This is a genomic window from Streptomyces sp. NPDC005722 (assembly GCF_040630935.1).
Taxonomy (GTDB): Bacteria; Actinomycetota; Actinomycetes; order Streptomycetales; family Streptomycetaceae; genus Actinacidiphila.
This window is the reverse complement of sequence record NZ_JBEXYN010000025.1, coordinates 95195-121146: the sequence shown is the minus strand read 5'-3', so window position 1 is coordinate 121146 and position 25952 is coordinate 95195. Positions and strand designations below refer to the sequence as shown.

Sequence of the window (25952 nt, the reverse complement as noted above, 5' to 3'; positions counted from 1 at the left end):
GTGCAGTCGAAGGTCTTGCTGCCCTCGTCGGTGAACTTGCAGCTCTCCGCCGCCTCCGGCTCGGGCGTGGTCGCGCCCTTGGGGAAACTCAGCAGCGATTGGAAGACGTTGCTGAACACGATCCAGGAGCCGACGTCGTAGCCGGACGCCGGATCGACCGCGGTCACCTTGTCCGTGATGCCCATCGTGAGGGACTTCCCGGTGGCTCCCCCGTCGGCCCCTCCCGCGCCGCAGCCGGCGACCACGGCCGCCGTCACGGTCACGGAGAGCGGGAGCGCCAGTCGCTGGACTCGATTCCTCACAAGACTTCCTCACTACTTTGCGGTAACCTGTGCTGGCTCACGCGCATACAGTTACTATTTTCCGATTCGCGCCAGACGGTCGCTCATCCTGCCAGGCGCCACCCGGGGGCAGGAAACCGGGGTGACCAGCCGGAACGGCGGCATGCGATGACATATGCAGATCAGGCCGTGCGTCGCCGCACCGGCGCTCACGCCCAAAACATCGAACCTAGCCGCCGTTTGGTGAACGCCGGATTGCCGCACGGTGGAGAAGCCCTCGCGCCCGGCGGAACTACCGGGGGGTCGCGGCCGCCCCGTGGCCCTGTCGGCCGGCTCCGGCCCGCTCCGGCCCGCTCCCGTGTGGACGGCGCCGGGGGGGAAAGCGAAAGGCGGTCCGTACCCGCGATGGGTACGGACCGCCTGAGGTAATGCTCCTCGTGCCCCGCCCTCAGGGTCGCCGGGCGGGTCGGACCGTCATCGCCGCAGTGCCTTGAGCGCCTGGCGGACCAGTGTCGCGCGGTCGGCCGCCGAGGTGACGTGCTCGAGGCCGAAGCCCAGCAGCACGGTGTCGTCGGTGACGACCGCCCCCTGCGTCAGCGGGCCGGTGCGCGTCCAGTCCCGCTGGGCGGGCGGGCTGCCCGCGGGCGGCCCGGAGACGGTCCAGGGGCCGAGGGAGGTCTCGAAGCCCTCGGTCTCGGTGACCGCGCCCCTGATGACCAGCGAGGCCTCGTCGGCCTGGACGCCCTGACCGCCGGAGCCCGGATCGGTGACGTAGCTGAGCGAGACCTCGATCCTCTTGCCCGCGTAGGGGCTCAGGTCGAAGTTCACCTGCTGCCAGCCCCGGGAGGAACCCGTGAAGCTGTTCCAGACGCCCGAGGTGCCGGTCGCCCCGCAACCGCTCGCGCCCGGGGTCAGGTAGTGCGTCAGCCACGGGTGCTCGGCGATGTAGAACCCGGCCTCGCACTCGGCGGGCACGGCCGTGCCGGTGGCACCGCCCGCCTCGGGGAGGGTGGTCCAGTCGTCGCCGCCGACGGTGTGGACCTCCAGGATCGCGTTGTCGTAGCCGGGCTCGGTGTCCCACAGGAACCGCGAGCGCAGGGTCGGCGCGTCGGCCGCGGTCACACCGCTGAGGTCGATCGTCCGGGTGAGCCGGTTGTAGGCGTCGTCGGTGTGGACGGCGGCCGCCATGAAGGAGCCCGCGTAGGGCGCGTCCGAGGCGACGGACCCGGTGTAGCGGCCGGCTCCCTTGCTGCCGAACTGCGGGAACGTGGCGGGCGCGAGCCAGTCGGAGGTCACCCGGTACGTTCCGGCCGTGTCCAGCGGGTTGCCGGTGGCGGCACCGAGCGGACCGCCGGCTCCGGCCAGCGCGCCCGCGCCGGCGAAGCCCGTGGCGCCGTTGGTCGACGTGCGCGAGTACGCGCCGAGGTAGTACTGCGCGAAGTCGTTCGACGGGGTGCCGTCGGCCAGGGCCACGTTGCCGCCGGTCCGTTCGCCCGCCTCGATCAGCTTGCCGCCCTCGTTGAGGTAGGCGCGCAGCTCGAGCTGGGTCGGGTTGCCCGGCAGGGCCGCGCCCGTGTAGTGCACGACGGTGCCGAAGTGGCCCAGGACCCCGAGCGCGTCGGGCACGCCCTGCGTGGCCACGTCCCAGACGGCCGCGCGGTGGCCGTTGGCCTTCAGCGCGTCGACGTACGCCTTGGTCTGCGTGGCGGCCGCGCCCTCCTCGGCGACGACGAGGGTGTCCGCCCAGGGGCGGTCGGCGACGGTGTACGTGAAGTGCTCGCTGGAGACCTTCTTGCCGCTCTTGGTCCGGCCGGTGAACCACACCTCGACCTTGTCGCCGACGTCCCCGTCGCGGACCGTGGCACGGTACTCGTCGAAGTAGAGGTTGTCCTCGCCGCCGTAGGTCTCGCCGCCCCGCCAGGAGCGCAGCGACTCGTCCTTCGTGCGGCCGCCGTTGACGCGGTAGTTGAGTTCCCTGTCGCGCAGCGACTTGCGGGCGACGACCGAGACCTGCTGGTCGTCACCGCGCGAGTAGGAGGTGGTGAAGGAACCCGGGGTGAAGTCGGCGGCGTCCAGGCCCACGGAGGAGGAGGGCACGTCGGGGTGGGCCGCCGTCTCGGCGACGGAGAGCGCGAACGGGACGTTCTTCTCGAACTCGTCCTCGATCAGCTTCTCGTCGTCCGGGAAGTTGAAGCCCGACTGGCAGTCGGAGGCCACCCACTGGTCGTCGGGGTCGATGTCCGACGCGGTCTGGCAGGTCGACATCTCGGGCGTGAACATCGCCAGGCCGTTGACGTTGGACGCGTGGCCGTCCGCCTCGCCGTTGGTGGTGTACAGCTCGGAGGAGACCTGCGGGTGGTAGCCGGGGATCGCGGAGTTGTCCGGCGTGCCGGCGAGCGCCTTGTACAGGACGTCGTCGGGGGTGTCCGTGGCCACCTGCCAGCCGACCCCGTACAGGAGCAGTTCGGCGGCGGAGTGGTAGTTGATGCCGTAGGTGAAGTCGATGCGCTTCTGGAACGCGTCCAGGGCCCGCGTCTCCGGCTCGGAGTTCGGGCTCGCGCCGCGGTAGGTCTCGCTGGCCGGATTGGGCGAGGAGCCCTCATTGTCGTAGCCCCACTTGTAGGCGAAGTTGCGGTTGAGGTCGACGCCGTCGCCCGCGGTGATGACGCCGTCGCCGTTGTTGTCCCGCAGGTTCTTGCGCCAGAGGCGGTTGTCCTCGCTCTGGAAGGTGTAGTCGTAGCCGTCCGGGTTCGCGGATATCAGGAACCAGAGCTCGGTGGAGTCCACGAGCTTCTTGATCCGCTTGTCGGTCCGGTAGTTGTCCAGGTAGTGGTGCATGAGCCGGCGGGTCATCTCCGGCGTGATCCACTCACGCGCGTGCTGGTTGGACATGTACAGCACGGAGGGCTTGGAGCCGTCCTTCGTCCTGGCGGCGTCCTTGGTGAGCTTGAGGGCGAGGATGTCCTGCCCCCGTACGGTCTTCCCGATCGAGACGACCTTGGTCAGACCGGGGTTGGCGCGCTGGGTGGCGAGGATCTCCTCCTTGATGCCGCCCTTGCCGCTGTACGGGCGGAACACCTTGTCCGCGGCGCCCTGCACGCGCGCCTCGGCCCTCGCTCCGAGCGTGCGCTCGGTGAGCCGTACGCCTTCCTTCTCCAGTTCCTTCGCCTGCTTGCCGGTGAGGTAGACCTCGACCGTGGCCGTGCCCTGCGCCGGCGGCCGCTCGCTCAGCTCGTGCGCGTCCTGGCCGGCCTGGAGCAGCAGCGGGATCTGACCTCGGGTCACTTCTGCGCGGTACACCTTGACGGTGTCCGCCTCGGTGGCGGCCGTGCCCGAGTCGCGGGCCTGCGCCATGGGCGCCACCGTCGCACCGCACAGGATGAGGGCACCGACAGCGGCGATCGTTAAGGATCTGGTTCTCACGAGCATCCCTTCACGTCGTTCCAGGACAGAGGCGCCATCCCATAAGAAGTCGGGGCGCCAGTCAAGATGCGGGGAAAGACATGTCCGGGGATGCGGGTGCGCCGCGGGGCGGGCATTTCCCGTCCGGTGGCGGTGAATTCGGCCGCCATTGCTCGAAAGCCGGGTCGCGGGGTGCGGGGAATTGCGGGATCGCCGTGAACGCGCTTTGTGATAGGCCGCGTGTACTTCGCGGTAGCCTGCTATCGAAGGGAATACCTCATTCCGCGTTCCCGGGTCGGCCGGTGCTCACCTTTCCCGGTCCGGAAGGCCCTTTGGCGGCCTGCGGTCCGAGGGCTGCGATGCGGAAACGGTCAGATGGCTGCGGATGACCGCGATCACGGTGTCGGCGGTGCGGTCGAGGTGGCTGCGGCCGTCGGGCAGCCGGGCGGTCCGGCTGATGTAGCTCTGCGGGCCGACGTGCGTGGCCGGATCCAGACGGTGCGTGGTGATCTTGCCTGCGCGGCGGGCGCGGTTCCAGCCGCTGAGCCGGAGCAGTGGCCGGCGCTGCGGGAAGATCCAGCCGCCGAGCCGTTCGATGCGGTCGCCGGCGCTGGTCAGCCGGTGCAGGTGTGCGGCGTGGGTGAGGTCGTTGGCGCCGTTGTGGAAGCCGCCGAGGGTGATCAGCAGCAGGGGGGCCCGCAGTTGGGCGTGCAGTTCGCCGACGGCGCCGGTGGCGGCCTGGGCCCCGCCGCTGTAGCTCAGCAGCACCACGGGGGTGCCGCTGCCGGGACGGTAGCCGGCGAACCGGAGCTGGGTGGCGATCTGGCGGCCGACGGCCCGGTTGTACAGGGGCCGGTAGTGGCGGTCGGCGGCGACGAAGATCTGCATGACGTTGTGCAGGAACAGCAGCAGGCCGATGCGGCGGCGCAGCCGTGCCCACACCGGCCGTTCGGCCAGGGGGTCGGCGAGGGGCGAGTACGGCTGGACCTGGCCGAGCACCCGTAGTTCCGGGGCCCTGGCCAGGAGGGCCGTGACGAGTCGACCGCCGTCGCGGGTGTCGCGGACCCTGCGTTTGCCGATGCCGTCCAGGTAGACGAGGTAGGCGGCCGGGGGGTCGCCGGGAGCCGCACCGCGGGCGTAGGGGACGCCCGCCGGGAGTTCGGTGACGGGGGCGCGCCAGCGGGCACCGTAGGCCAGCACCTCGTACCGGGCCAGCAGCGCTTCGGCGATCAGGGCCGGCCCGACCGCGAACGCCCAGAGCAGGTAGCCGTTCACGCGATCGCCTCCGGCGGCTCGGTCGCGCCCAGCCGCACGACCAGGCGCCGTACGGCCTCGACCGCGAGTCCCAGTCCGGCTCCCGCGACGGCCACGCAGCCGGCCGCCTCCCACCAGCCGGCGCCGGTGGCCGTGGCGAGCGGGCCGGCCAGACCGGCCCCGACCCCGGCGAAGAGCAGGAAGTGGAGGAAGGGTCCGAGCCAGGGGAAGGCGAGGACGCCGGCGAACACCAGCGGGGCCGCCAGGTCCGCGGTCCACACCGGCGCGGCGCCCACGGGCGGGCGGGACAGCACCAGTTCGGCCAGTGTCACCGCGGTCGGCGGCCACAGCGCGAACACGGCGCTCTCGACCAGGCCCCCGCCCAGCAGCGATCCCGCCACGAGCGTGCGCGGCATGCCGGGACGCCGCACGACCAGCGGCACGATGCGCCCGGCGGCCTCGGACACCCCGGCGAGCGTCAGCAGTGTGATGACCAGGGGTGTCACGGCTCAGCTCCGCCCCGCGCCGGCAGCGGCCGCGGGCGCCCGGCCGGTGGGCCGGGCCGCGCGCAGGTACTCCTCGAGCGCGTCGGCGGCACCCCGGTATCCGCCGGCTTCGCGTTGGGCGGCCCGCAGGGTGGCCGTGGCCGCCCGGAACCCGGGCCCCTGGAGCAGCCGTGCGGCGCGGCCGCGTACGGCGTCCTCGGTGATGTCCCGCCCGGTGAGCGCGAGTCCGGCGCCGAGTTCCTCGACGCGGCCGGCCACCATGGGCTGGTCGGCGCCCTGGGGGACGACCAGCATCGGCACACCGGCGTACAGGGCCTCGTTGACGCTGTTCATGCCCCCGTGGGTGACAAACAGTGCGGCGCGCTGCAGCACTTCGGGCTGCGGGACGAACGGGCGGACGAGCACGTTGGGCGGCAGCGGGCCCAGTGCGGCGGGGTCGGTGCGTCCCGAGGAGACGACGACCGTGCCGGCCAGGGGGGCCAGGGCGCCGGCGAGGGTACGCAGCAGTCGTGGGTCGGAGGTGAACACCGTGCCCAGCGAGGCGTACACCACGGGGTCGCGCAACTCGGCCACGGGGAAGGAGGGGTCGCGGGGGCGCGCGCCGATGCTGGGGCCCACGAAGCGGTAGGCGTCGTCGAAGTGCCCGGCCCCGGGCTGGAACGCCCGGGAGGTGTAGACGAGGTTGAGCGGCTGCCGGATGTTGCCCAGGTCGGTCAGGGGCAGTCCGCGTGCGTCGTAGCGCCGGCACAGCTCCCGGCGCGACCGCAGGTAGCCGCGCAGGCTGCGGGGACTGGCCGCGGCGGCGGTCAGCAACTCCCGGGAAACGCGGGTGGGGCTCGGCACGAGGTGGTTGAACGCGAAGGTCGTGAACGAGGAGACGCCCGGCACGCCCAGTTCGCGGGCGGCGATCGCGCCCCACGGGCAGGCGTTGTCGTGGACGACGAGGTCCGGCCGGATGCGCCGCAGGTCCGTGAGCACGGAGGGCAGCAGGGCCACGGCGCTGTGGGCGAGCCCCTCCAGCAGCGCGACCGGAGTCGGCGGATCGGGGAGGGGCCGCTCGCCGCCGGCGTACGGGTACACCTCGGCGCCCGCGGCCTCGATCTCCTCCTGGAAGGCGGCCGAGGTGTGGTAGGTGACGCGGTGTCCGCGCCGGACGAGTTCGGCGACCACCGGGAGGGTCGGGTTGACCCGCCCGTGCATGGCGATGTTGAGGAAGGCGACGGTGCTCACGGGAGGTCCTCCGGTGCGATGGGTGCCGCCCCGGCCGCGCAGGACGGGCCGGCCGGGAGCGGCAGGGGGGCGTCGGCCCGGTACAGACCCGGTCCGGTGACGCGCAACGCGTCGAGGAAGTCCCCCGCCGTACGGTGCGCGGTGCTGATCAGCCGCTGCGCGTGGCCGAAGTCCCAGGGCGCGGGCCAGGTGTCGATGCCGGTCGGCAGCACGACGGTCGGGACGTGCCCGGACACCTCGCGCAGATCACGTTCGATCTGGTGCCGCATCAGGAGCACGCCGGCCCTGGAGGCGACCGCGCCGGCACCGCGGCGCCGGACGGCCCGGTCCTGCGGTGCGCCCTCGGGCCCGGTCGACAGCGCCACGACGCTGGCGGCCCCGGCCTGGAGGGCCGCCAATACCGGAAGGTAGGCGATCACGCCGCCGTCGACCAGCGTCCTGTCCTCGCGGTCGACCGGGGGCAGGATCCCGGGGACGGCCGCGCTGGCGAGCAGGGCGGACTCCAGGTCGCCGTGATCGAGGAGCGCGGCGGCCCCGGTGTCGAGGTCCATGGCGACCGCCGTGAAGGGGACGGGGAGTTCCTCGATCCGGGACGGCAGCCCCGACCCGGCGATCAGCCGGCGCAGGCCGCGGTCGGCGAAGACGCTGGCCCGTGAGGGCGGGTAGCCGAGGGGGTACACCTCGCGGCGGCGCAGGCCGGTCCAGACGCGCTCCAGCCAGGCCGCCGACCCGTCGGGGTGAGCGGCCGCGATCGCGCCCAGCAGGGCGCCCACCGAGGTGCCGACGATCATGTCGGGGACGAATCCGCGCTCTTCCAGCGCGTAGCCCAGGCCGACGTGTGCCGCCCCGAGCACGCCGCCGGCGCCGACCACCGCGGCCACGGGCCGGGGAAGGGCGCCCAGGGACTCCGGCGCCGGAGGCTGCGGCCGGCCGACACGGCCGTCGGCCGCGGTGGGCACGGTGGATGCGCGCCCGCCTCGCCCGGCGCCGCCCGCCGGCCGGCCGCCACGGGCCTCCGTGCGGGGCGAGGGGACCGGTGTCCGCCCACGGGTGATCCTCATGATCCACCTTCCTTGACCGCGGCACCGCATCGGACCGGTGCCGCGGCTCGACCTGCCACCCCCTCCATCTCATGACAGAAACGATAGTATCAGCCGATACCGTCACGTGTGAGAATTTCTTGCGGAAAAACAGTGAAAAGCCGCGTGGCGGACACGCCACGCGGCTGAGGACCCTCCCTGCGGTCCGGCTACACCTCGTCACCCGCGGGGTGGGCGAAGCGCGTCAGAAGGCGCGTCAGCAGTTCGGCCTCACCGGGGCCCAGGTCGGCGACCAGGCGCTCGGCCAGCGGCGCCGCCGCCTCGTGGGCCGCGTCGAACAGCTCCAGGCCCGCCGGGGTGATCTCCACCGCCCGCACCCGACGGTCCCCCGGGACGCCCTTGCGGACCGCGAGCCCCTTGCGCTCCAGGTCGTCCACGACCCGCATGATCCCCGCCTTGTCGGACCCCGTCGCCGCGGCCAGGTCCCGCTGCACCGTGGGCCCGCGGCCGACCAGGACCAGCAGCACCGCGAAGTGCCGCATCTCGATGCCGAGCGGCCTGAGCGCCTCCACCATCACGGCACCGGCACGCCAGTGCGCCCGGCGCAGCAGCAGGCCCAGGGCGAACGGCGAGGTGTCGCCGGGACGGTCGGTGGCACGCGGGGCACCGGCCTCACGAGGGGTGTCGGCAGTCATGGACGCACATTACCAGCTATCTACACATTCAATACCGTATCGAGTGATACCACATACCGGCCGGGCACCGCCGCCCGTTCCGGGTGCCCGCTCCTCCGCCGGGAGCTGCGCGTACGCTCGGTGCGGTCACCAGCGATCAGGAGGTGGGCGGTGCGGCGGGCGTATCTGCTGTGGACGGTTGCGGCGGCCGGACTGGCCGTGGACCAGATCACGAAGGCGATCGCCGCCGTGGTCGTCGAGGGCCACGAGCCCAGGTACGCCCTGGGCGGTGCGGTGACCTTCACCGCGTTCCGCAACTCCGGGGCGGCCGGCTCCTTCGCACCCCGCGCGACCCTGCTCTTCACCCTGGTGGCGATCGTGGCGCTGGCGGCCATCACGCGGGTCGCCGGTTCCGTGCGTTCCACGGGCTGGGCGGCCGGCCTCGGGCTGATCTTCGCGGGCGCCGGCGGCAACCTCGCCGACCGCCTCTTCCGCACCCCCGGGTTCGGCCGGGGCGCCGTGCTGGACTTCATCCAGGTCGGCGATTCCGGGATCTTCAACCTCGCCGACCAGTGCGTCACGGCGGGTGCCGTGATCGTGCTCATCCAGACCTTCCGCGGCGTCCCGTTGCGTGCCGCCGCCGCGAGCGGCGCGGGAGCGAGCGGCACCGCCGGAACCGGGGCGCTGGAGCGGTAACCACACCGCAGGACGCGGCGCACGCGCAGGGCGTGCGGCCGCGGCGCGGCCTCACGCCGCCGGCTCGACGTCCTCGCCGGACGCAGCCGCCTCCTCATCGGCCGGCAGCCACGACTCGGCCCACGTCGAGATCTCCCGGACGACCTCCTCCAGGGCGCGGCCCTTGGCGGTGAGGTGGTACTCGATGGTCACCGGGGTGGTCGGCAGGACGTGGCGTTCCACCACGCCCTCCTGCTCGAAGCGCTTGAGGCGGTCCGACAGCAGCTTGTCGGTGATGTCGGGGATGGCGTCGCTGATCTGGCGGAAGTGCGTCGCGCCACGGAGCAGCTCACGCAGGATCACCCCCGCCCACCGGCGTCCGATCATCTCGACGGCCAGGTGGTAGCGAGGGCAGAAGTCGGGCTCGTAACCGCTCATACCAGCCAGCTTACCAATGGATAGCGACTTGCCCACAGGGGGCCGACCCTGTTAGCTTTCACCCGGCCAGCCACTTTCAAATGGATAGCCCCTATCCCTGGGGTGGCCGTACCCTCCGCCGGACAAGGAAGCACCAGAGATGACCACACCGTTCGAGCCCATCACCGTCGGTGAGACCCAGGTCCCCCACCGGATCTTCATGTCGCCCATGACCCGCAACCGCGCGACCGCCGAGGGCGGACTCGCCACCGGGGCCATGGTCGACTACTACACGCAGCGGGCCGGGGCGGCCGCGCTGATCATCACCGAGGGCACCCAGCCCAGCCGGGTCGGCCAGGGCTACAACGCGACCCCGGGCCTGCACAGCGACGAGCAGGTGGCCGCGTGGCGCACCGTGACCGACGCCGTCCACGCGGCGGGCGGCCGCATCTTCGCCCAGATCATGCACTCCGGCCGGATCGGCCACCGGGACCTGACCGGCCTGGTCCCCGTGGCGCCGTCCGCCGTTCGGGCGCCCGGCGTCACGTACACCGCCGAGGGGCCGAAGGAGCACGACGTCCCGCGCGAACTGACCGAGGAGGAGATCCTCGGGACGATCGCCGACCACGCCTCGGCGGCGCGCAACGCCATCGCCGCTGGCTTCGACGGCGTGGAGCTCCACTCCGCCTCCGGCTACCTGCTCCACCAGTTCCTCTCCGACAGCGTCAACCTCCGCACCGACCGCTGGGGCGGCAGCACCGAGAACCGCATCCGCTTCGTCGTGGAGACCGTCAGGGCCGTGGCCCAGGCCGTCGGCGCGGAGCGCGTCGGACTGCGCATCTCCCCCGGCATCACGGACCAGGGCATCGTCGAGAACGACCCCGTCGAGCTGTACACCGCCCTGCTCACCGCCCTGGCGGACCTGCCGCTCGCCTACGTCCACACCCGTGAGCAGGCCGGACGCGACCTGACGCGCAAGATCCGTGCCGCCTGGCCCGGCACGCTCGTCCTCAACCCCCAGTACGACGACGAGCGCCCGCCCCACGAGGCGGTGGCCGACGTCTTCGCCGAGGGCGTCGCCGACGCCGTCACCCTCGGCCGGGCCTTCCTCGCCAACCCCGACCTCGTCAGCCGCATCAAGGCCCAGGGGCCCTACAACACCGCGGACCCGGCGAGCTTCTACGGCGGCGACGAGCGGGGCTACACCGACTACCCGGCCCTCGTCTGACCCCGCCCGCGCGCCGCCCCGGCGGCGGCGCGCCACGGGCGGACGCGCCGGGCGCCTCCCCTCCCGGGGACGCGCCCGGCGCTCTGGTAGGACTCGTCCCACGGCGCGGGCGGGGCACGGGGTCCATCGCCGTCCGGACGTTCGGAGGCCACGAGCTTGCCCCAGTTCCCAGCCACCCGTGCCGGCGGCTTCCTGCGGGACGCCCTGCGCCCGGGCGGCGGTCCCGGCTACCGGTACGCCGCCGGTCTGCGCGCGGCGTCGAGCATGGGCATCCCCCTGACCGCCGGTGCCGCGACGGACCACCTGGCGTGGGGGCTGACCGCCACCATGGGTGCCTTCAGCGCCGTCTACGGTGCCAAGGAGCCCTACGGCAGGCGGGCGGTGCTCCTGGCCGGGGTGGGGGCGGGCTTCGTGCTCTCCGTCGCCGCCGGGTCGCTGGCCGGGGGCAGGACCTGGCTCGCGCCGGTCGTCATCGGCCTCGTCGGCGCGGTCGCCACGTACGTCTGCGACGCGCTGCGGATCGGGCCGCCGGGCGGCTACCTGTTCGCCCTCGCCTGTGCGATGTCGACCCCGCTGCCCGCCGACGCCGCGCTGACCGGTCAGCGCGTCGCGCTCACCGCGGCCGGCGCGGCCTGCGCCTGGCTGGTCTCGATGTCGGGGTTCCTGATCGACCGGGACGGGCCGGAGACCAGGGCCGTCGCGGACGCCTACGAACAACTCGCCGCCTACCTCGACGCGATCGGCGGACCCCGTCAGGACGCCGCCCAGCACCAGGCCGCCATCGCGCTGCGCACCGCCTGGTACGCCGTCGCGGCCCCGCCCCAGCCCCTCCGGGCCGGCGGCCGGGCACGGCTGCGGCCCGCCGTACGCCAGGCCCACCACGTCTTCGCCGCCGCCGTCCGGGCCGCCGCGGGCCCGCGCGAGCCGCTCCCGCGGGAACTGGCCGCGGCGCTGCGCCGCACCGCCGGCTGCCTCCGCGAGCACCGTGCGGCCGCCCCGGTCGCGGCACCCGGGCCGGGAACGGAGCCCGGGCCCGGAACGGAGCCCGCCGCGCGGCGCGCCGTACGCGGCGAGGTCGAACGGGCGGTGCGCGACGCCGTGTCGGGGGCGCCGCCGGCCGACACGGGGGAACTCCTCGAACCGTCCAGCGCCACACGGCTGCTGGCCTCCGCCAGGAAACGGCACTCGCTGGTCCTGCCCGCAGCGCTGCGCGTCGGATCGGGCGCCGTCGTCGCCGGCTGGCTCGCCCACCTGAGCGGCCTCGCGCAGCCGTACTGGGCCTCCGGCGCCGCCATCGTCGTGCTGCAGGGCGCCAACGTCACCACCGTGCTCCGGCGCGGCCTGCAACGCGGCGCCGGCACCGCCGCGGGCGTCCTGCTCGGCGGGGCCGTCCTGGCGTTCCACCCCGGCGCGGCGGCGCTGGTGGCGGCCGTGATGCTCGCCCAGTTCGCCGCGGAAGCCGTCCTGGCCCACAACTACGCCCTCGGCGTCGCCTTCATCACTCCGCTGTCGCTGTTCCTGACCGAGGCCGCGCAGCCGGCGATGCCCGTGGAACACCTCGTCACCGCCCGCCTCCTCGACACGGTGTGCGGCTGCGCCGTCGGCGTGGCGGCGGGTCTCACGCTGTGGCGGCGCACCTCGACCGTCCGGCTCGCCGGCACCCTCGCCCACGTCATCCGCGCGGAAGGCGCGGCCTGGCACCTGATCCTCACCGCCGACGACGACGCCGGGCACAGCGGCGCCGCGACGGCCCGGCACCGCCTGCGCACCGACCTGATCAACCTCCGCACCGTCGCCGACAGCGCCGCGGGCGACCGCACCGCGCCCTGCGAACTCGCCCGGCTCTGGCCCGCCATCGCCGCCACCCAGCAACTCGGCTACCTGGCCATCTCCACCACCCGCCCGCTCCCCCCGCGGGCACGGCCCGGACCGGGCGACGCCGCGCGGGTCGGGCACGCCTTCGACACCCTCGCCGATGCCGCGGCGACGGGTGCCCCTCCCCCGCCCCTCGGCCTTCACGGCCCGACGACGCCGGCCCGTCTGGAGGCCGCTCTGGACGCCCTCCACAGCGCCCTGAGCACCCCCCACCCCGAGGAATGCCGCTGCCGCCCGCTACGGCGCGGCCGGCGCTGAGCCCGCCCGGGGGCGTCGTCCGCGTGGCCGCGGACGGGAGTCCTTCAGCACCCGGCACGCCGCGAGGTGCCCCGACGCGGCGTTGTTCCCGGCACCGGGCCACGTCGCGGCACCGGTCAGGTACAGACCGGGGACCGCGGTGCGGTAGCCGCCGTGCCCGGGCATCGGCCGGAACAGGAAGTTCTGGGACAGGTGGTGGCTGCCCCCGGTGCTGTCCCCGCCCACCAGGTTGGGATCGGCCGCCTCCAGGTCCCGCGGGGTGTACGCGGTGACGCCGGCGATCCGGGCCCGGCAGCCGGGTGCGTACCTCTCCAGCTTGGCCAGCACCCGGTCGGTCATCGCCTCGGCGACCTCGGGCCACCCGGTCTGCGTGATCGTGCCCGCCGCGTCACCGCGGATGCGGACGGGCATCGTACGCACCTGGATCCACACGACGTGGCGGCCGGCGGGGGCCCGCGTGGGGTCGACCGCGGAGGTCTGACCGACGATCAGCAGCGGGTCCGCGGGCAGCAGCCCCGCCTGCGACTCGGTGTAGGTGCGCGCGAGGTCGTCGACGTACGGCGCCGCATGGACGTACCCGAAGTCGGACAGCTCCTCGCCCGCCGCCCACGGCAGGGGGCCGTCGAGCGCGAGGTGCAGCATCAGCGTGCCCGGGCCGTACAGGAAGCGGTCCGCCTGGCGGCGCACGCGCGCGGGCACCTGCTCCGGTTCCAGCAGGTGCCGGTACAGCACGCCGGGAGCGGTGTTCGCGACCACCGCGCGCCGCGCGGTCACCATGGCGCCGTCCGCGGTGCGCACGCCGACGGCCCGCCCGTCACGGCACAGCACGCGCGTGACCTCGACACCGGTGCGCACCTCGCCGCCGTGGTCGGCGAGCACGGCCGCGAGCGCCTCCGGCAGCCGCCCCGCGCCGCCCTCGACGACGGACATGCCGTTCTCCATGTCCGCGAACAGTTCCAGGAAGGGGAACATCGCCCCGCCGGACACGTCGGGCGCGAAGTCCAGGTGCATGCCCCAGCAGGCCGCCATCGCCTGCGCCTCGCGCGTGGCGAACCAGACCTCGCCCAGTTCGCGGGTGCTCATGAGCAGCGTGTGCGCCAGGTCGGCCGCGCCGCGCACACCGTGACGGCGCAGCAGGCCCAGCACCTGGCGCGCCGCCGAACGGGACGGCAGCGCGGACCCGTACAGCGCGAACAGGTGGGGCGCGAACCGCCGGTACTCGCGGTAGAGGCGCTCGAAGCCCTCGGCGTCCCGGGCGTCGTGTGCGGCCAGTTCCCGCGTCGTGCGCGCGTGGTCGCCGTAGACCCGGACGCTGCGGCCGTCGGGGAACACATTGGCGTAGGGCCGGTCCGTGGTGCGGAACCGCAGCCCGTGGCGGGCGAGTTCGGCGCCGAAGTCGGCGTGCGCCCGGGAGCCGAGGAAGAGGTTCTGGTTGGTGGAGTACAGGTCGTGCACGAACCCGGGCAGGGTCACCTCGCCGTCCGCGATGGCTCCTCCGACGCGGGCGTTGCGCTCCAGCACGGCCACCGACCACCCCGCGCGCGCCAGGTACAGGGCCGCCACCAGCCCGTTGTGGCCGCCGCCGACGACGACCGCGTCGTAGGAGTCGCCGGCCGTCATCGCGCGGCCCTCCCCGCTCCGTCCGTCCTCCCGCTTCCGCATGGGTTCATCCCTGTCCTCCGTTCGCCGGTGGGGTGGCCGCGGAACCGTCCGGGCGGACGATCAGCAGGGCCGTGTCGTCGGTTCCGGGGGCGGTCCGCAGGGCGTGTTCGAGGAGACCGTCCGCGACGGCGTCCACGCCCCGGTCGGCCGTGTCGACCAGGTGCCGCACCAGGTCGCGGGCGGCGGACTCGGCGTCGACGCCGGGCGATTCGACGAGGCCGTCGGTGTACAGCGCCAGCAGCGTGCCCGGGGGCAGCGGGATCTCCTCGGTGGGGTAGTCGCCGTCCGGCGCGATGCCCAGCAGCAGGCCCGGCGTCATGCCGAGGATGCCCGCGCGGCCGTCGGGGTGGCGGATCAGGGGCGGCGGGTGGCCGGCGGTGGCGAGCCGGCCGACGTGCCGCACCAGGTCGATGTGGGCGAAGAGGCAACTCGTGAACAGGCCGGTGTCCAGGTCGGAGAGCAGGCGGTTGGTCCGGGCCAGCACGTCGCCCGGTGAGGAGTGGGCGGTGGCGTGGGCGTGGACGGCGATGCGGACCTGTCCCATGAGGGCCGCGGCCTGCAGGTTGTGCCCCTGGACGTCGCCGATGGTGACGGCCGCGCAGCGGGGGCCGCAGCGTATGAGGTCGTAGAAGTCGCCGCCGATCTCGCTCCCGTGGCCGGCCGGTAGGTAACGGGCGGCGACGTCGAGGCCCGGTACCCGGGGCAGTTCCTTGGGCAGCAGGCCGGTCTGCAGGGTGCGGGCGAGCTGGTGCTTGGTGTCGTAGAGGTGGGCGCGGTCCAGGGCCTGCGCGATCAGCCCGGCCAGGGCGATGAGGACGTTGCGCTCGGCCTGGGGGAAGGGGCGGGACCGGTCGTAGGACAGGACGAGCAGTCCGACCGGCCGTCCCGAGGTGATCAGCGGCAGGAAGGCCCACGCGTCCCTGTTGCGGAAGCGCAGGGCCAGCGGGTAGGCGCGGTGCAGGTCGGCGTAGCTGGGGAAGAACAGCGGGGTGCCGCGGGTGAGGGCCTGGGCGGTCACGATGGAGGAGGTCAGGGGCGCGCCGTCGACCTGGGCCATGAACTCGTCGCTGTAGCCGCGGTGCCCGACGACGCGCAGCCGCCCGCCCTCGGCGGTGAGCACGACCAGTCCCTGGGCCTCGAACGCCGGGACCAGTTGGTCGGCGACCTGGTCGACCACGTCCTGCACGCCGACCGCCTCGGTGAGCGTCGCGGCCAGGTACATCAGCTGGTACATGGCCGAGGCGCCGACCGATCCGCGGGCGCCGGGAGGGACGGCCGGGCCGGCGGCGGGCGGCGCGGGCTCCCCCTCCGCCGGGGTGACGGTGACGCTGATCCCGGAGGGCCCCGGGTCGAGGCGGAAGGACAGCCACTGGTCAGGGGGGCGCAGGGCGGTGAAGGCGGTGGTCTGCTTGCTGATGACGGCGGCGCGGTACGCGTCCTCGAACGCCGGGCCGTCCATCCACAGCAGGCGCTCCCACGGCGGTGATCCCATCAGGTCCGCGGCGCCGACGCCGAGCAGGTCCTCGGCCGCCGCGTTGAGGAACCTGACCCGGCCCTCCAGGTCCAGGGAGCAGCATCCGGTCGGCAGCCGCTCGGCGAAGTCGTACGCCGCGAGGGCCTCGGCCCGGCCCGGCGTGCGGCGGCGCGCCGACCGCAGGGTGAGGACGTCCGGGCCGGCGACGACGGGATGGCCCCGGTCCGCGTAGTGCCTCAGGAGCCGCCCCGACCTGCCGCAGAAGATGCCGATCACGTCCCGCTCGAAGGGGCTCAGGACCGGCGGGTGCCAGGCGGGCCACATCAGGCACACCGCGCCCCACGTCACGTTGCCGTCCGTGATCGGCGCCGCCGCCAGCATGATCTCGTAGGGGGCCACCAGCGCGACCCGGGGGAAGCGCTGGGCCAGCTCCCGGGAGTTGCCCACCCACACCAGCGTGTGCTCCCGTACCGCCTGCGCGACCGGTGCCGCGTCGTCCAGGGAGATCCGCGCCCACGGGGCGGCCAGCCGCTGGGACGTACCGGACAGGGCCACCAGTTCCAGCGACCGCTCCCCCGGCGCGAGGACGTAGAGCATGCCCACCGCGGTGTCGGTGTCGCGGACGAGACCCTCGAACAGGCCGGCGAGCCGCCGCAGGCCGCCCGTCATCGGCCTCACGTCATGCCGGGTCACCGCGTTCGCCCCCGTCGCCTGGGTCCCGGGACGACGCGTGGGACGGCCACCGGCGGTACCGTGCGCGCCGAGCCGTCCGTAGGTGCCGCTGAGCCCCGCGGCCACCACACCGCTCTGGTCCCATAAACGGACCATACGCCCCAAGGGGCACTACGGCATCCACAAGCGCCGGCTACCGTCCACGGCCTTCAGCGAGGGCGATCACCCCAGGTCAGGGGGCATTCCGGTTCCACCGGCGCAGCTTCTCCGGGTTGAGCACGGCCCAGACCTGGGCCACCCGGCGTTCGCTGACGTCGAGGCTGATCACGGCGGCCACGGAGTGGTCGCAGCGCGCCACGAGTCCGGTGCGGCTGTTCACGGACTGGGCGGTCAGCGTGGTGCGCGGATGGGGGCCGAGCAGCGTCAGCAAGCTGTGGGTGACCTGCTCGCTGCCGTGCACCGACCGGACCGTCGTCCGGACCTTGCCACCGCCGTCGAACACGGCCATGGCGTCGGGGGACAGCGCGGACGCGAGCGACGCGGCGTCACCCGCCCGGCAGGCCTCCCCGACGGCGCGGACGACCGCGTCGTGCTCCAGCGCGGCCGACGGCCCGGAGCGCCGTGCCTGGAGCCGGCGGAGCGCGGCGGCGGTGAGCTCTTCGTACCCCGCCCCCGCGACGGCCGACCCCGCGTCGCGTTCCCCGCCGTGCGTGGCCGGGCGGCCCCGGCAGATGCCGTCGGCGGTCGCCGACAGCCAGGCCCGGGGCGAGGTGATCCGCGCACGCTCGGTGTCGGACAGCGCGTACCAGCGCCGGTAGGTCTCGTCGATCACGCCCTCCGCCTCGCGGCGGCTGCCCGACATCCGGTGGGCGACGTCCAGCAGGTGCCGGCGCTCGTCGAGCAGCTCCACGATCGGCACCGCGTCCCTGGCAACGTCCATGCGGCATCCTCCCTCTCGTACGACACCACACAACGCGGCCGCACGCATCAACCTCGCAGAAGTCGGGGGCTTCCTCCCGGTCCCGTGAGGGAGACGAGACGCCCCGCACGGGTGTGACGACCCGCGCAGGTCACGCGGCGGCGCGGGTCACGCGGCGGCGCACTTGATCAGCAGCAGGGCGATGTCGTCCGTCCGCGGGGCGGTCCTGCGCGCCTGGTCGATCAGGTCCGTGGCGAGACGGTCGACGGGCCCGGGAGCCGTCCGCGCGAGGCGGTCGGCGAGCCCGTCCATGGCGTCGTCGAGGTCGACCCCGGGGGTCTCGACCAGCCCGTCGGTGTAGAGGGCAAGGACGCCGCCCCGCTCCAGCGGGATCTCGGTGGTGGGGTAGTCCGCCTCCGGGTCGATGCCGAGCAGCAGTCCCGGCTGCACCCTGAGGACCTCCGCGTGCCCGTCCGGGTGGAGCACCACCGGGGGCAGGTGGCCGGCGGTGGCCAGCAGGGCCCGGCCGTGCGCGAGGTCGAGCCGGGCGTACAGGCAGCTGACGAAGCGGCCGGGGTCGAGCTCGACCAGTTGCCGGTTGGCCTGGCGCAGGGCCTCCGCCGGTGCCGCCCCCGCGGCGGCCTGGGAGCGGATGGCGGGCCGGATCCTGCCCATGAGCGCGGCGGCCCTGACGTGGTGGCCCTGGACGTCGCCGATGATCGCGGCCGCGGTGGTGTCGTCGACGCGGACCAGGTCGTAGAAGTCGCCGCCGATGTCCATGCCGCGGACGCTGGGCAGGTAACGGGCGGCGACGTCGAGTCCCGGGAGGTCCGGCAGCGAGTCGGGGAGCATGGCCGCCTGCAGGGTCTCCGCCAGCTCCTTGCTGGTGTCGTAGAGGTGGGCCCGCTCCAGTGCCTGGGCGACCAGCCCCGCCAGCGCGGTCAGCACGGTGCGCTGGTTGCCGGAGAAGTGGTGGGGCCGGTCGAAGGCGAGGACGCACAGGCCCACGGGCCGCCCCGAGGCGATCAGCGGCAGGTACGCCCAGGCCTGCAGGCCCTCGCGTCGCGAGGCGCGCGGGTAGACGGCGGCCATCTCCTCGAAGGTGGCGAAGAAGGCCGGCACGCCTTCGGCGAGGGTCCCGACCCCGGCCGCGGAGTTGACCACCGCACCCGTGTAGATCTCCAGGGGGCACGGATTGTGGCCCCGGCAGCCCACGAACTTCAGGCCGCCGTCCTCGTAGAGGGCCAGGGCCAGCGTCGTGGCCCGGAAGGTCGGCAGCAGTTCGTCCGCGACCAGGTCGACCACGTCCCCCACGCCGACCGCTTCGGAGAGGGCGGCGGCCAGGTGCATCACCTGGTAGATCTCGCCCAGCGGGATCGGCGCGCCCCGCGGCGCCGCCGTGCCGGGGCGCGCCGCGTTCCGCACACGGTCGGCGCCGAGGCCGACGATGCGGACGCTCACCCCGGAGGCGTCGGGGTAGAGCTCGAAGGCGAGCCACCGGTCCGGCGGCACCATCGCCGTGAAGGATTCCGGCTGCCGGCTGACCACGGCGGCGCGGAAGCGGTCCTCGAAGGCGGGATCGGTCGACCACGCCATCGCCTCCCAGGGGCGTTTGCCGAGGAGACCCGCGACGCTCTCGCCGAGCAGGGCCGCAGCGCTCTCGCTGATGTAGGTGACCCTGCCCTCGAGGTCGAGGGTGGAGCTGCCTCCCGGCAGGCGTTCGGCGAACCGCGCCGCGGCCAGCGTCTCGGCCGGTGCCCGCTCCCGGGCGGGCGGCTGCGACAGCGTCCGCGGGTACACCGCGGGGGCGACCGGGTGCCCGGCGTCCGCGGCGTCCTGGAGGAACCGCCCCAGGCGCCGGCAGGCGGCACCGACCCGCTCGTGGCTGGGTCCGGAGACCTCGGCGGAGTCGCAGCAGGGCCAGAACAGCAGGAGCGCTCCTCTGGGTGCCTCGCCGCCGAGGACCGGTGCCGCGGCCACGGCGAAGTGGTACGGCATGGCGATCGCGGTGCGCGGGTAGCGGCGGGCGAGTTCCTGGGGCTTGCTGAGCCACACCAGCCGCCGCTCGCGCACCGCGTCGGCCACGGGCACGTGGCTGGCCAGGCCCACCCCGAACCACGGCGCGAGGAAGTCCACCGGCATGCCCGTGCTCGCCTCGAGCCGCAGCGCGTCGCCCTCGGGGACCAGCAGGAACAGCGCGGCCGCGTGGGCGCCCGTGTCACGGGCGGCGAGGTCGAGCAGCCGGTCGAGTTCCGCCCGGAGCGCCGGCCCGGCGGCGTCGGCGGGGCTCGCCGCGTACGCCCGGGCGGCACCGTCGTCCGGTGTGGCGCGCATGGGTCAACGGTACGTCCGGACCGGCCGGCGCCGCCCGGGAGCCGCTGACCGGCTCAGCCGGCGACCCGGTAGCGGCTGGTGATCGCGACGCGGTTGAAGGCGTTCATCACCGTCGCCAGCCAGGCGACCGCCGAGACCTGGTCAGCGGAGAGCACGGCCGCGGCCGCCTCGTACTCCGCGTCGCTCACGTGCCCGTCCGCGACGTGCGTGATCGCCTCGGTCAGGCGCAGGGCGGCACGGTCGGTCGCGGAGAAGTAGCCGGCCTCCGCCCACGCGGGCAGCACCGCGATGCGGTCCGGGTCCTCGCCCTTCTTGAGCGCGTCGCGGGTGTGCATCCGCAGGCAGAACGCGCAGCCGTTCAGCTGCGACGTGCGGATCTTCAGCAGTTCGACCAGCAGCGGGTCGAGACCCGCCGCGGCGGCGCTCTCCTGCACCGTCTCGGACAGGGCGAGAAGCGCCTGGTAGCTGGCCGGGTCCTGCTTCCCGATGTTGACGCGCTGCTGCTCGCTCATGGGTGTCTCCTCCTGGGGGGGGTCGTCTGTCGGGCAAGCCTCGTCCAGGGCCGGGCCCCGCGCACGACGGCGTTCCGTCCGGTGCGGTGTCAGGGGTGCCCGTAGGACATGGCAGGTTCAGAGGTGCGCGATCTTGTCGGGGTTGACCACCCTGCGGTACGCGGTGATCAGGCCGTCCCGGATCTCCACCGTGTCCACCGAGAAGACCCGGCCCGCGCGGCGGTGCAGGAGGGCGGGTTCGCCGCCGACCTCGACGAGGTCGATGCGCTCCGGACGCCACCGGGACAGCAACCCCAACATCAGCCGGGCGATGCGGGCGCCGCCGTGGACGAGCTTGCGCGCGGTGACGACCCTGCCTCCGCCGTCGGTGACGTACACGGCCTCCGGGTGGAGCAGCCGCACCAGGCCCGCCAGGTCCCCGGCCTCGTAGGCGGCGCGGAACGCGATGAGCAGCCGTTCCCGCTCCGCCCGGGACGCCTGCGGCGTGGACTGCCTCGCCTCGGCCACCTTCCGCCGGGCCCGCGAGGCGAGTTGGCGGGCGGCGGGCCCGGAGGCGTCCAGCACGTCGGCGATCCGGGCGAACGGGAGGCCGAAGACGTCGTGGAGGATGAAGGCCACCCTTTCCGGCGGGGTCAGCGCCTCCATGACCAGGAGCATCGCCGACCCGACGGACTCGTCGACGAGCACCGGCTCCGAAGCGTCCGGTCCCGTCAGCAACGGCGCGGGGAGCCACGGCCCCACATAGGTCTCCCGGCGGACGCGCGCGGACTTCAGGATGTCGTACGAACGCCGGGCGGCCACCGTGATCAGCCAGGCCCGCAGATCGACGACGGCGCGCAGATCCGCTCCGGCCGCCCGCAGCCACACGTCCTGGGCCACGTCCTCGGCGTCGGCGACGGTTCCCAGCAGGCGGTACGCCACCCCGAAGACGGCGGGCCGGTGCGTCTCCCACTCGGCCTCGAGCGTCGCGGGCGGCCCGGGCGTGGGCGTGCGACTCATGCTGACGGGACCTCCTTCACCCCCACCTGTGGAATCGAGATGTCTTCTGTCCTGAATCAGGGCCCGTGACAGCGACGGAACCGCCGCACGGGCGGGCAGGTCAGTCCTGCCCGAGCGCGGCGCGCACGTACGAGCCCACCGCGGGAGCGTGCGCCTCGGCATCCGCCCGCACGTCGGCGAGGCTCTGCTGGGCCAGCGCCTTCCGCCAGGCCAGCTCGGCCCGTCCCATGGCGGTGTTCACCGCGCACGGGCGGCTGAAGCCGCCGTCCGGCACCCGCTCGCCGATGGTGCCGCAGCGGCGGATCTCCGCACAGCGGAACAGGGGGTCGTCCCCCTCCACGGCGAGGACCACGTCCAGCATCGACACGGCCTCCAGCGGGCGGGCCGTCCTGAAGCCGCCCCGCGCGCCCGGGACCGATTCCAGCAGGCCCGCCTTGACGAGCTGCTGGAGCTGCTTGTTCAGGTAGGACGCCGACAGATCGTGACCGGCGGCCAGTCGCGCGGTCGGGACCGGCTCGCCCTCCCCGAGCCACGCCAGGTTGAGCAGTGTGTGCACCGCCCACTCGACACCTTTGCCCGTTCGCATATCTGGATACTAAACATCCGGATATCGCACGTCAAAGACGGCGGCTCCGCGGTGGGGACTCGCCGGCGCGGCGTAGGCGCCGACGGCGGGCTCCAGGTGGGCGCCCACGGCACACAGCGCTTCGGGCACTGAACGGCCGGACGAAGGCCTGCGCCGCCGTGCGTCACCCCGTACGCGGCGGGCGGCGCAGGAGGAACACGCCCACGGCGGCCGACACCAGGATCACGTACACCGCGAACGCGACTCCCGCGTCCCGCAGCCCGAGTACGAGGGTGAGGGCGCCGACGCCGACCACCGGGACGGAGATGCCGACGTAGGCGACGACGAAGAAGGCCGAGATCGTCGCGCCGCGGTGCTCCTCGGGGGCCACCGCGCTCACGCCCGTCAGGCCCGCGCGGAACGACAGGCCCTGGCCGAGGCCACCGGTCAGGGCGCCGACGACCAGCACCGGCAGGGACTCCACCACCAGCGACGCGGCGACCACGGCCATGCCGGCCGTGAGCGCCAGGCACCCGGCCGGCAGTGCGCGCCGCACCCCCAGGCGGCCCATCAGCATCTGGCCCGCCGTGGAGGCGCAGAACACCGAGAAGACGACGAGGCCCGTGACGGCCAGGTTGTCCTCCCCCAGCGTCAGGGCGAGGAAGCTCGGCGCGACCGCGGTGAACAGCCCGAGCATCGAGAAGCCGGCGAAGGCGGCGAGTCCGGCCGGCACGAAGGCCGCGCGCACCTGCGGCGGCACGACCATGCCCTGGGGACGCAGCGGGGGCCGCGGGCTGCGGACCGCCACCGTCTCGGGCAGGGCGCGGGTGACGGCGAACGCGGCCAGCAGCAGGGCGATGTGCGCCAGGAAGGGCAGCCGCAGCGGCCAGGGCGCGTACTGGGCGAGCACTCCCGACAGCAGCGGGCCGCACCCCAAGCCGCCCATGTTGGCGGCGGTGGCCGCGAGTCCCGCGCGTGCGCGCAGGCCGGGTGGGGCCAGTTCGAGCACGGCGGCCGTGGCCGCCCCGCTGAGGAGCCCGGCGGAGAAGCCCGACAACAGCCGTCCGGCGAACAGCAGCGGCAGGCCGCCCTGGAACAGGAAGCACACCGCGCTCAGCAGCGACAGCCCGAGCGCGGCCAGCAACACCGGCCGGCGGCCGAGGACGTCCGAGAAGTCGCCGGCGACCAGCAGGGAGGCGATCACCCCGATCGCGTAGACCGCGTAGACGACGGTGACGACCAGTTCGGAGAACCCGATCCGCTCGCGGTAGAGGCCGTACAGCGGGGTCGGCAGTGTGGTCCCCACCATGCCGACCGCGAAGACACCCGCCGCCGCGACGTACGCGCTCCGCGCACGGCCTTCCCCGGGAGCTTCCTTGATCACGCCTCCCAAGTTAGCTGACGGACCGTCGGATCACCCGGGTACGGAGTCCGCCGGGCGGGCCGGGTCACCGGACGCGCGCTCCTTGGCGGGAGGCGGGGTGACGTGCGAGGCTGTCGCGCCATGACCCGTACTCCCGGCCTCCGCCTCGACTCACAGGGCATCGACCGCGCGGCCGGGGTGCTGCTCGGCGCGGCCGTCGGCGACGCGCTGGGGGTGCCGTACGAGTTCGCGGAGACGCTGCGCGAGGACCAGCGGCCGGGCATGATCGGCGGCGGTCTGGGGCCGTACCGGCCCGGTGAGTACTCCGACGACACCCAGATGCAGGCCTGCGTCGCCCAGGTCGCGGCGACCGGGGCGGACCTGCGCGGCGCCGAGGCCCTGGACGCGATCGCCACCGGCTTCCGGCGCTGGGTGGAGGGCGGCGCCACCGACGTCGGGGGCCAGACCCGTACGGTGCTCGGCGCCGCCGGACGGCTGCCCGGAAGCCCGGCCGAGGCACTGCGGGAGGCCGCCCGCCGCTACGCCGCGGGCCACCGGCTCACCGCGGGGAACGGCTCGTTGATGCGCACCGGGGTCGTGGCGCTCGCGCATCTCGATGACGCCGCGGCGATGGCCGAGGCCGCCGTCGCGGTCGGCGCGCTCACCCACCCGGACCCCGAGTGCGCCGACGCCTGCGTCCTGTGGTGCTCCGGCATCCGCACCGCCGTGCTGCACGGGACCTTCGACGGGGTGCGCGAGGGACTCGGACTCCTCGCGGCAGGACGGCGGGACGTGTGGGCGAAGCGGCTGGACGAGGCCGAGGCCGAGCCGCCCCGGCACTTCACCGCCAACGGCTGGGTCGTCGGGGCTCTGCAGGCGGCCTGGTCCGCGATCACCCGTACCGCCGTCCCCGAACTCGACCCCGCCCGGGGCCGCTTCCCCGCCGGGCACCTGCGGCTCGCCCTGGAGGCGGCGGTGCGGGCCGGACACGACACCGACACGGTCGCCGCGATCGCCGGCGCCCTCCTCGGCGCGCGCTGGGGCTGCTCCGCCGTCCCGCAGGACTGGCAGCGTGCCGTGCACGGCTGTCCGGGGCTGACCGGGCCGGACCTGGTACGGCTGGCGGTCCGCACCGCGCGGAAGGGGGCCGTGGACGACGGTGACGGCCGGCCCCCCGCACCGCCCACGCCGGCTCCGCCCGGCTTCCCGGCCGGCCGCACGGTTCCGCATCCGCACGACCCCGGTGTGCTCCTGGGCGGTCCCGGCCCGGGCACCGTCCCCGTCCCGGTCGACGCCGTGGTGTCGCTCGGCCGCCCGGGAACCCTGCCGGTGCCGGCGGGTGGCGACGTGGAGCACCTACGGGTGTGGCTCTCCGGCGACCCGGCGGACGACGCCAACCTCGCCTATGTGCTGGACCAGGCCGCCCGGCTGGTGCTGCGGCTGCGCGGGGACGGCAGGAGGGTGCTGCTCCACTCGGCGGCCGCGTGGCCCCCGGTCTCGGCCGTCGCCGCGGTCTACGGCCATCTCACCGGCGGCGGGACGGACGGGTGGCCCCCCGCGCCGGCCCACCCCGGACTGCGCGACGCCGTACGGGCCCTGACCGCGGCGCCGGCCCCGGCCGACGCGTACGACACGGATGCCGCCGCAACTTCCGTGGCCGCAAGGCACATCCCCGCCCCGGAGGCGGAGGACGGGACCGCCGACGACGGCGACACCGCCCCGGAGCCGGAGTCCGGGAGGGAGCGTCCGCAACTACGGGAGGACGCGTTGCCCCGGGTGCGCGGGCTGCTGCTCGGCCTGGCCCTCGGCGAGACGCTGGGCGCCGCCCGCGGGACGCCCCCGGACCGCGGCCCGCTGCGGGCGGAGGCCGGCACCCGCCTGGCCCGTGCCACCGTCGAGAACATCCTGCGCGCCCCCGGTGACCTCCCGCCGGCCGTATGGCTCGCCCACACGGAAGGAGCCGCCCCACGCGGAGAAGAGCCGGGCCTGCTCGCCGCCGTGCTCCCGGTCGCCGTGATCGCGGCCGTCCACGGTGTGGCCCCGGCGGCCGCCGGGGAATCCGCCACCCATCCCGCGGGCGCCCACGCGACCGTCCTGCTCCACCACTGCCTGACCGGCACCGCGGACCTCCAGGAGCCCCTGTTCGCCGAGCAGTCGCAGCTGCACATCGCCCTGCGGGCCGGGCTGGACGCCCTCGGCGACGCCGACGGGACCGGCCACCTCCGCACCGCGTACCGGCAGGCCGCCGGCGATCCGGCCGACCCACGACGACTCGCGGCACTCGCCGCCGACGCCACCGCCCCCTCGGCGCTGAGCGGCGCGCTGTACTGCGCCGCCTCCTTCCCCCACCGTCACCAGGTCGGCGAGGCGCTGCACTTCGCCGCCGCGGCACCGGAAGGCGCCTCCGTCGCGTGCGTCACCGGCGCCTTCCTCGGCGCCGCGCACGGGGCCGGGGCCCTGCCCGCCGAGCTGCTCGGCCGCCACGAACTCGCCCCGGCCCTGGCCGCCCTCGCGCACGACCTCGTCGCGCCGTACCGCCGCCTCCACGAACCGGAGATCTCGTCGCCCGCGGCAAAGTGATCCGGGGCGACCTCACTCCCACCGAGGTGCGG

General features: G+C 74.4%; 19 protein-coding genes and 1 pseudogene. 4 read left to right on the top strand and 16 right to left on the bottom strand.

Annotated elements, in window-relative coordinates:
• The 7 genes and pseudogenes from ABZ479_RS26415 to ABZ479_RS26385 form a co-directional block, all read right to left on the bottom strand.
• A pseudogene (locus tag ABZ479_RS26415) lies at positions 1-302 on the bottom strand (ABC transporter substrate-binding protein); the annotation flags it as partial.
• Positions 303-755: 453 nt separating this feature from the next.
• Positions 756-3710, bottom strand: coding sequence for a M14 family metallopeptidase (locus ABZ479_RS26410; RefSeq protein ID WP_500463863.1), 2955 nt, complete (start codon positions 3708-3710; stop codon positions 756-758).
• Positions 3711-3989: 279 nt separating this feature from the next.
• A complete protein-coding gene (locus ABZ479_RS26405; protein ID WP_500463862.1) occupies positions 3990-4958 on the bottom strand; it encodes a hypothetical protein in 969 nt (322 codons plus the stop codon).
• The gene (locus ABZ479_RS26400; RefSeq protein ID WP_500463861.1) at positions 4955-5443 is read right to left on the bottom strand and encodes a hypothetical protein; all 489 of its coding nucleotides are present in this window, start codon (positions 5441-5443) and stop codon (positions 4955-4957) included. The genes ABZ479_RS26405 and ABZ479_RS26400 overlap by 4 nt, the downstream gene beginning before the upstream one ends.
• A 3-nt stretch (positions 5444-5446) precedes the next feature.
• Positions 5447-6673, bottom strand: coding sequence for a macrolide family glycosyltransferase (locus ABZ479_RS26395; protein WP_500463860.1), 1227 nt, complete (start codon positions 6671-6673; stop codon positions 5447-5449).
• Positions 6670-7734: a patatin-like phospholipase family protein gene (locus tag ABZ479_RS26390; protein ID WP_500463859.1), complete on the bottom strand. Its 1065-nt coding sequence runs from the start codon at positions 7732-7734 to the stop codon at positions 6670-6672. The genes ABZ479_RS26395 and ABZ479_RS26390 overlap by 4 nt, the downstream gene beginning before the upstream one ends.
• Positions 7735-7922: 188 nt before the next feature.
• Complete coding sequence (locus ABZ479_RS26385) at positions 7923-8408, bottom strand: MarR family winged helix-turn-helix transcriptional regulator (RefSeq protein ID WP_500463858.1); 486 nt, start codon at positions 8406-8408, stop codon at positions 7923-7925.
• A 150-nt stretch (positions 8409-8558) separates the two neighbouring features.
• Between ABZ479_RS26385 and ABZ479_RS26380 the strand changes: the two genes are divergently transcribed.
• Positions 8559-9083, top strand: coding sequence for a signal peptidase II (locus ABZ479_RS26380; RefSeq protein WP_499601173.1), 525 nt, complete (start codon positions 8559-8561; stop codon positions 9081-9083).
• A gap of 51 nt (positions 9084-9134) precedes the next feature.
• Here ABZ479_RS26380 and ABZ479_RS26375 read toward each other — a convergent pair whose 3' ends face one another.
• Complete coding sequence (locus tag ABZ479_RS26375) at positions 9135-9500, bottom strand: winged helix-turn-helix transcriptional regulator (RefSeq protein ID WP_499601171.1); 366 nt, start codon at positions 9498-9500, stop codon at positions 9135-9137.
• Between the two features lie 139 nt (positions 9501-9639).
• Here ABZ479_RS26375 and ABZ479_RS26370 point away from each other — a divergent pair, with 139 nt between their 5' ends.
• Both ABZ479_RS26370 and ABZ479_RS26365 read left to right on the top strand, forming a co-directional pair.
• A complete protein-coding gene (locus ABZ479_RS26370; protein WP_500463857.1) occupies positions 9640-10707 on the top strand; it encodes an alkene reductase in 1068 nt (355 codons plus the stop codon).
• A gap of 156 nt (positions 10708-10863) precedes the next feature.
• A complete protein-coding gene (locus ABZ479_RS26365) occupies positions 10864-12840 on the top strand; it encodes an FUSC family protein (RefSeq protein ID WP_500463856.1) in 1977 nt (658 codons plus the stop codon).
• Here ABZ479_RS26365 and ABZ479_RS26360 read toward each other — a convergent pair.
• From ABZ479_RS26360 to ABZ479_RS26325, 8 genes are all read right to left on the bottom strand, one after another.
• Positions 12820-14502 (bottom strand): phytoene desaturase family protein, encoded by a 1683-nt coding sequence (locus tag ABZ479_RS26360; RefSeq protein WP_500463855.1) that lies wholly within the window; start codon positions 14500-14502, stop codon positions 12820-12822. The two genes, ABZ479_RS26365 and ABZ479_RS26360, sit on opposite strands and share 21 nt — an antisense overlap.
• A gap of 4 nt (positions 14503-14506) precedes the next feature.
• The gene (locus tag ABZ479_RS26355; protein WP_500463854.1) at positions 14507-16645 is read right to left on the bottom strand and encodes a SpoIIE family protein phosphatase; all 2139 of its coding nucleotides are present in this window, start codon (positions 16643-16645) and stop codon (positions 14507-14509) included.
• 235 nt (positions 16646-16880) lie between these two features.
• Entirely contained in the window at positions 16881-17588 is a 708-nt protein-coding gene (locus tag ABZ479_RS26350) for a sigma-70 family RNA polymerase sigma factor family protein (protein WP_500463853.1), read from the bottom strand.
• A gap of 147 nt (positions 17589-17735) precedes the next feature.
• Entirely contained in the window at positions 17736-19901 is a 2166-nt protein-coding gene (locus ABZ479_RS26345; protein WP_500463852.1) for a SpoIIE family protein phosphatase, read from the bottom strand.
• A gap of 53 nt (positions 19902-19954) precedes the next feature.
• Positions 19955-20413 carry a carboxymuconolactone decarboxylase family protein gene (locus ABZ479_RS26340; RefSeq protein ID WP_500463851.1) on the bottom strand — a complete coding sequence of 153 codons (459 nt, stop codon included), beginning with the start codon at positions 20411-20413 and terminating at the stop codon, positions 19955-19957.
• 117 nt (positions 20414-20530) lie between these two features.
• The gene (sigJ, locus tag ABZ479_RS26335; protein WP_500463850.1) at positions 20531-21412 is read right to left on the bottom strand and encodes an RNA polymerase sigma factor SigJ; all 882 of its coding nucleotides are present in this window, start codon (positions 21410-21412) and stop codon (positions 20531-20533) included.
• A gap of 100 nt (positions 21413-21512) precedes the next feature.
• Positions 21513-21998, bottom strand: coding sequence for an RrF2 family transcriptional regulator (locus ABZ479_RS26330; protein ID WP_500463849.1), 486 nt, complete (start codon positions 21996-21998; stop codon positions 21513-21515).
• A gap of 163 nt (positions 21999-22161) precedes the next feature.
• The gene (locus ABZ479_RS26325) at positions 22162-23358 is read right to left on the bottom strand and encodes an MFS transporter (protein ID WP_500463866.1); all 1197 of its coding nucleotides are present in this window, start codon (positions 23356-23358) and stop codon (positions 22162-22164) included.
• 123 nt (positions 23359-23481) lie between these two features.
• Here ABZ479_RS26325 and ABZ479_RS26320 point away from each other — a divergent pair, with 123 nt between their 5' ends.
• Positions 23482-25920 (top strand): ADP-ribosylglycohydrolase family protein, encoded by a 2439-nt coding sequence (locus tag ABZ479_RS26320; protein WP_500463848.1) that lies wholly within the window; start codon positions 23482-23484, stop codon positions 25918-25920.
• Positions 25921-25952 lie beyond the last annotated feature (32 nt).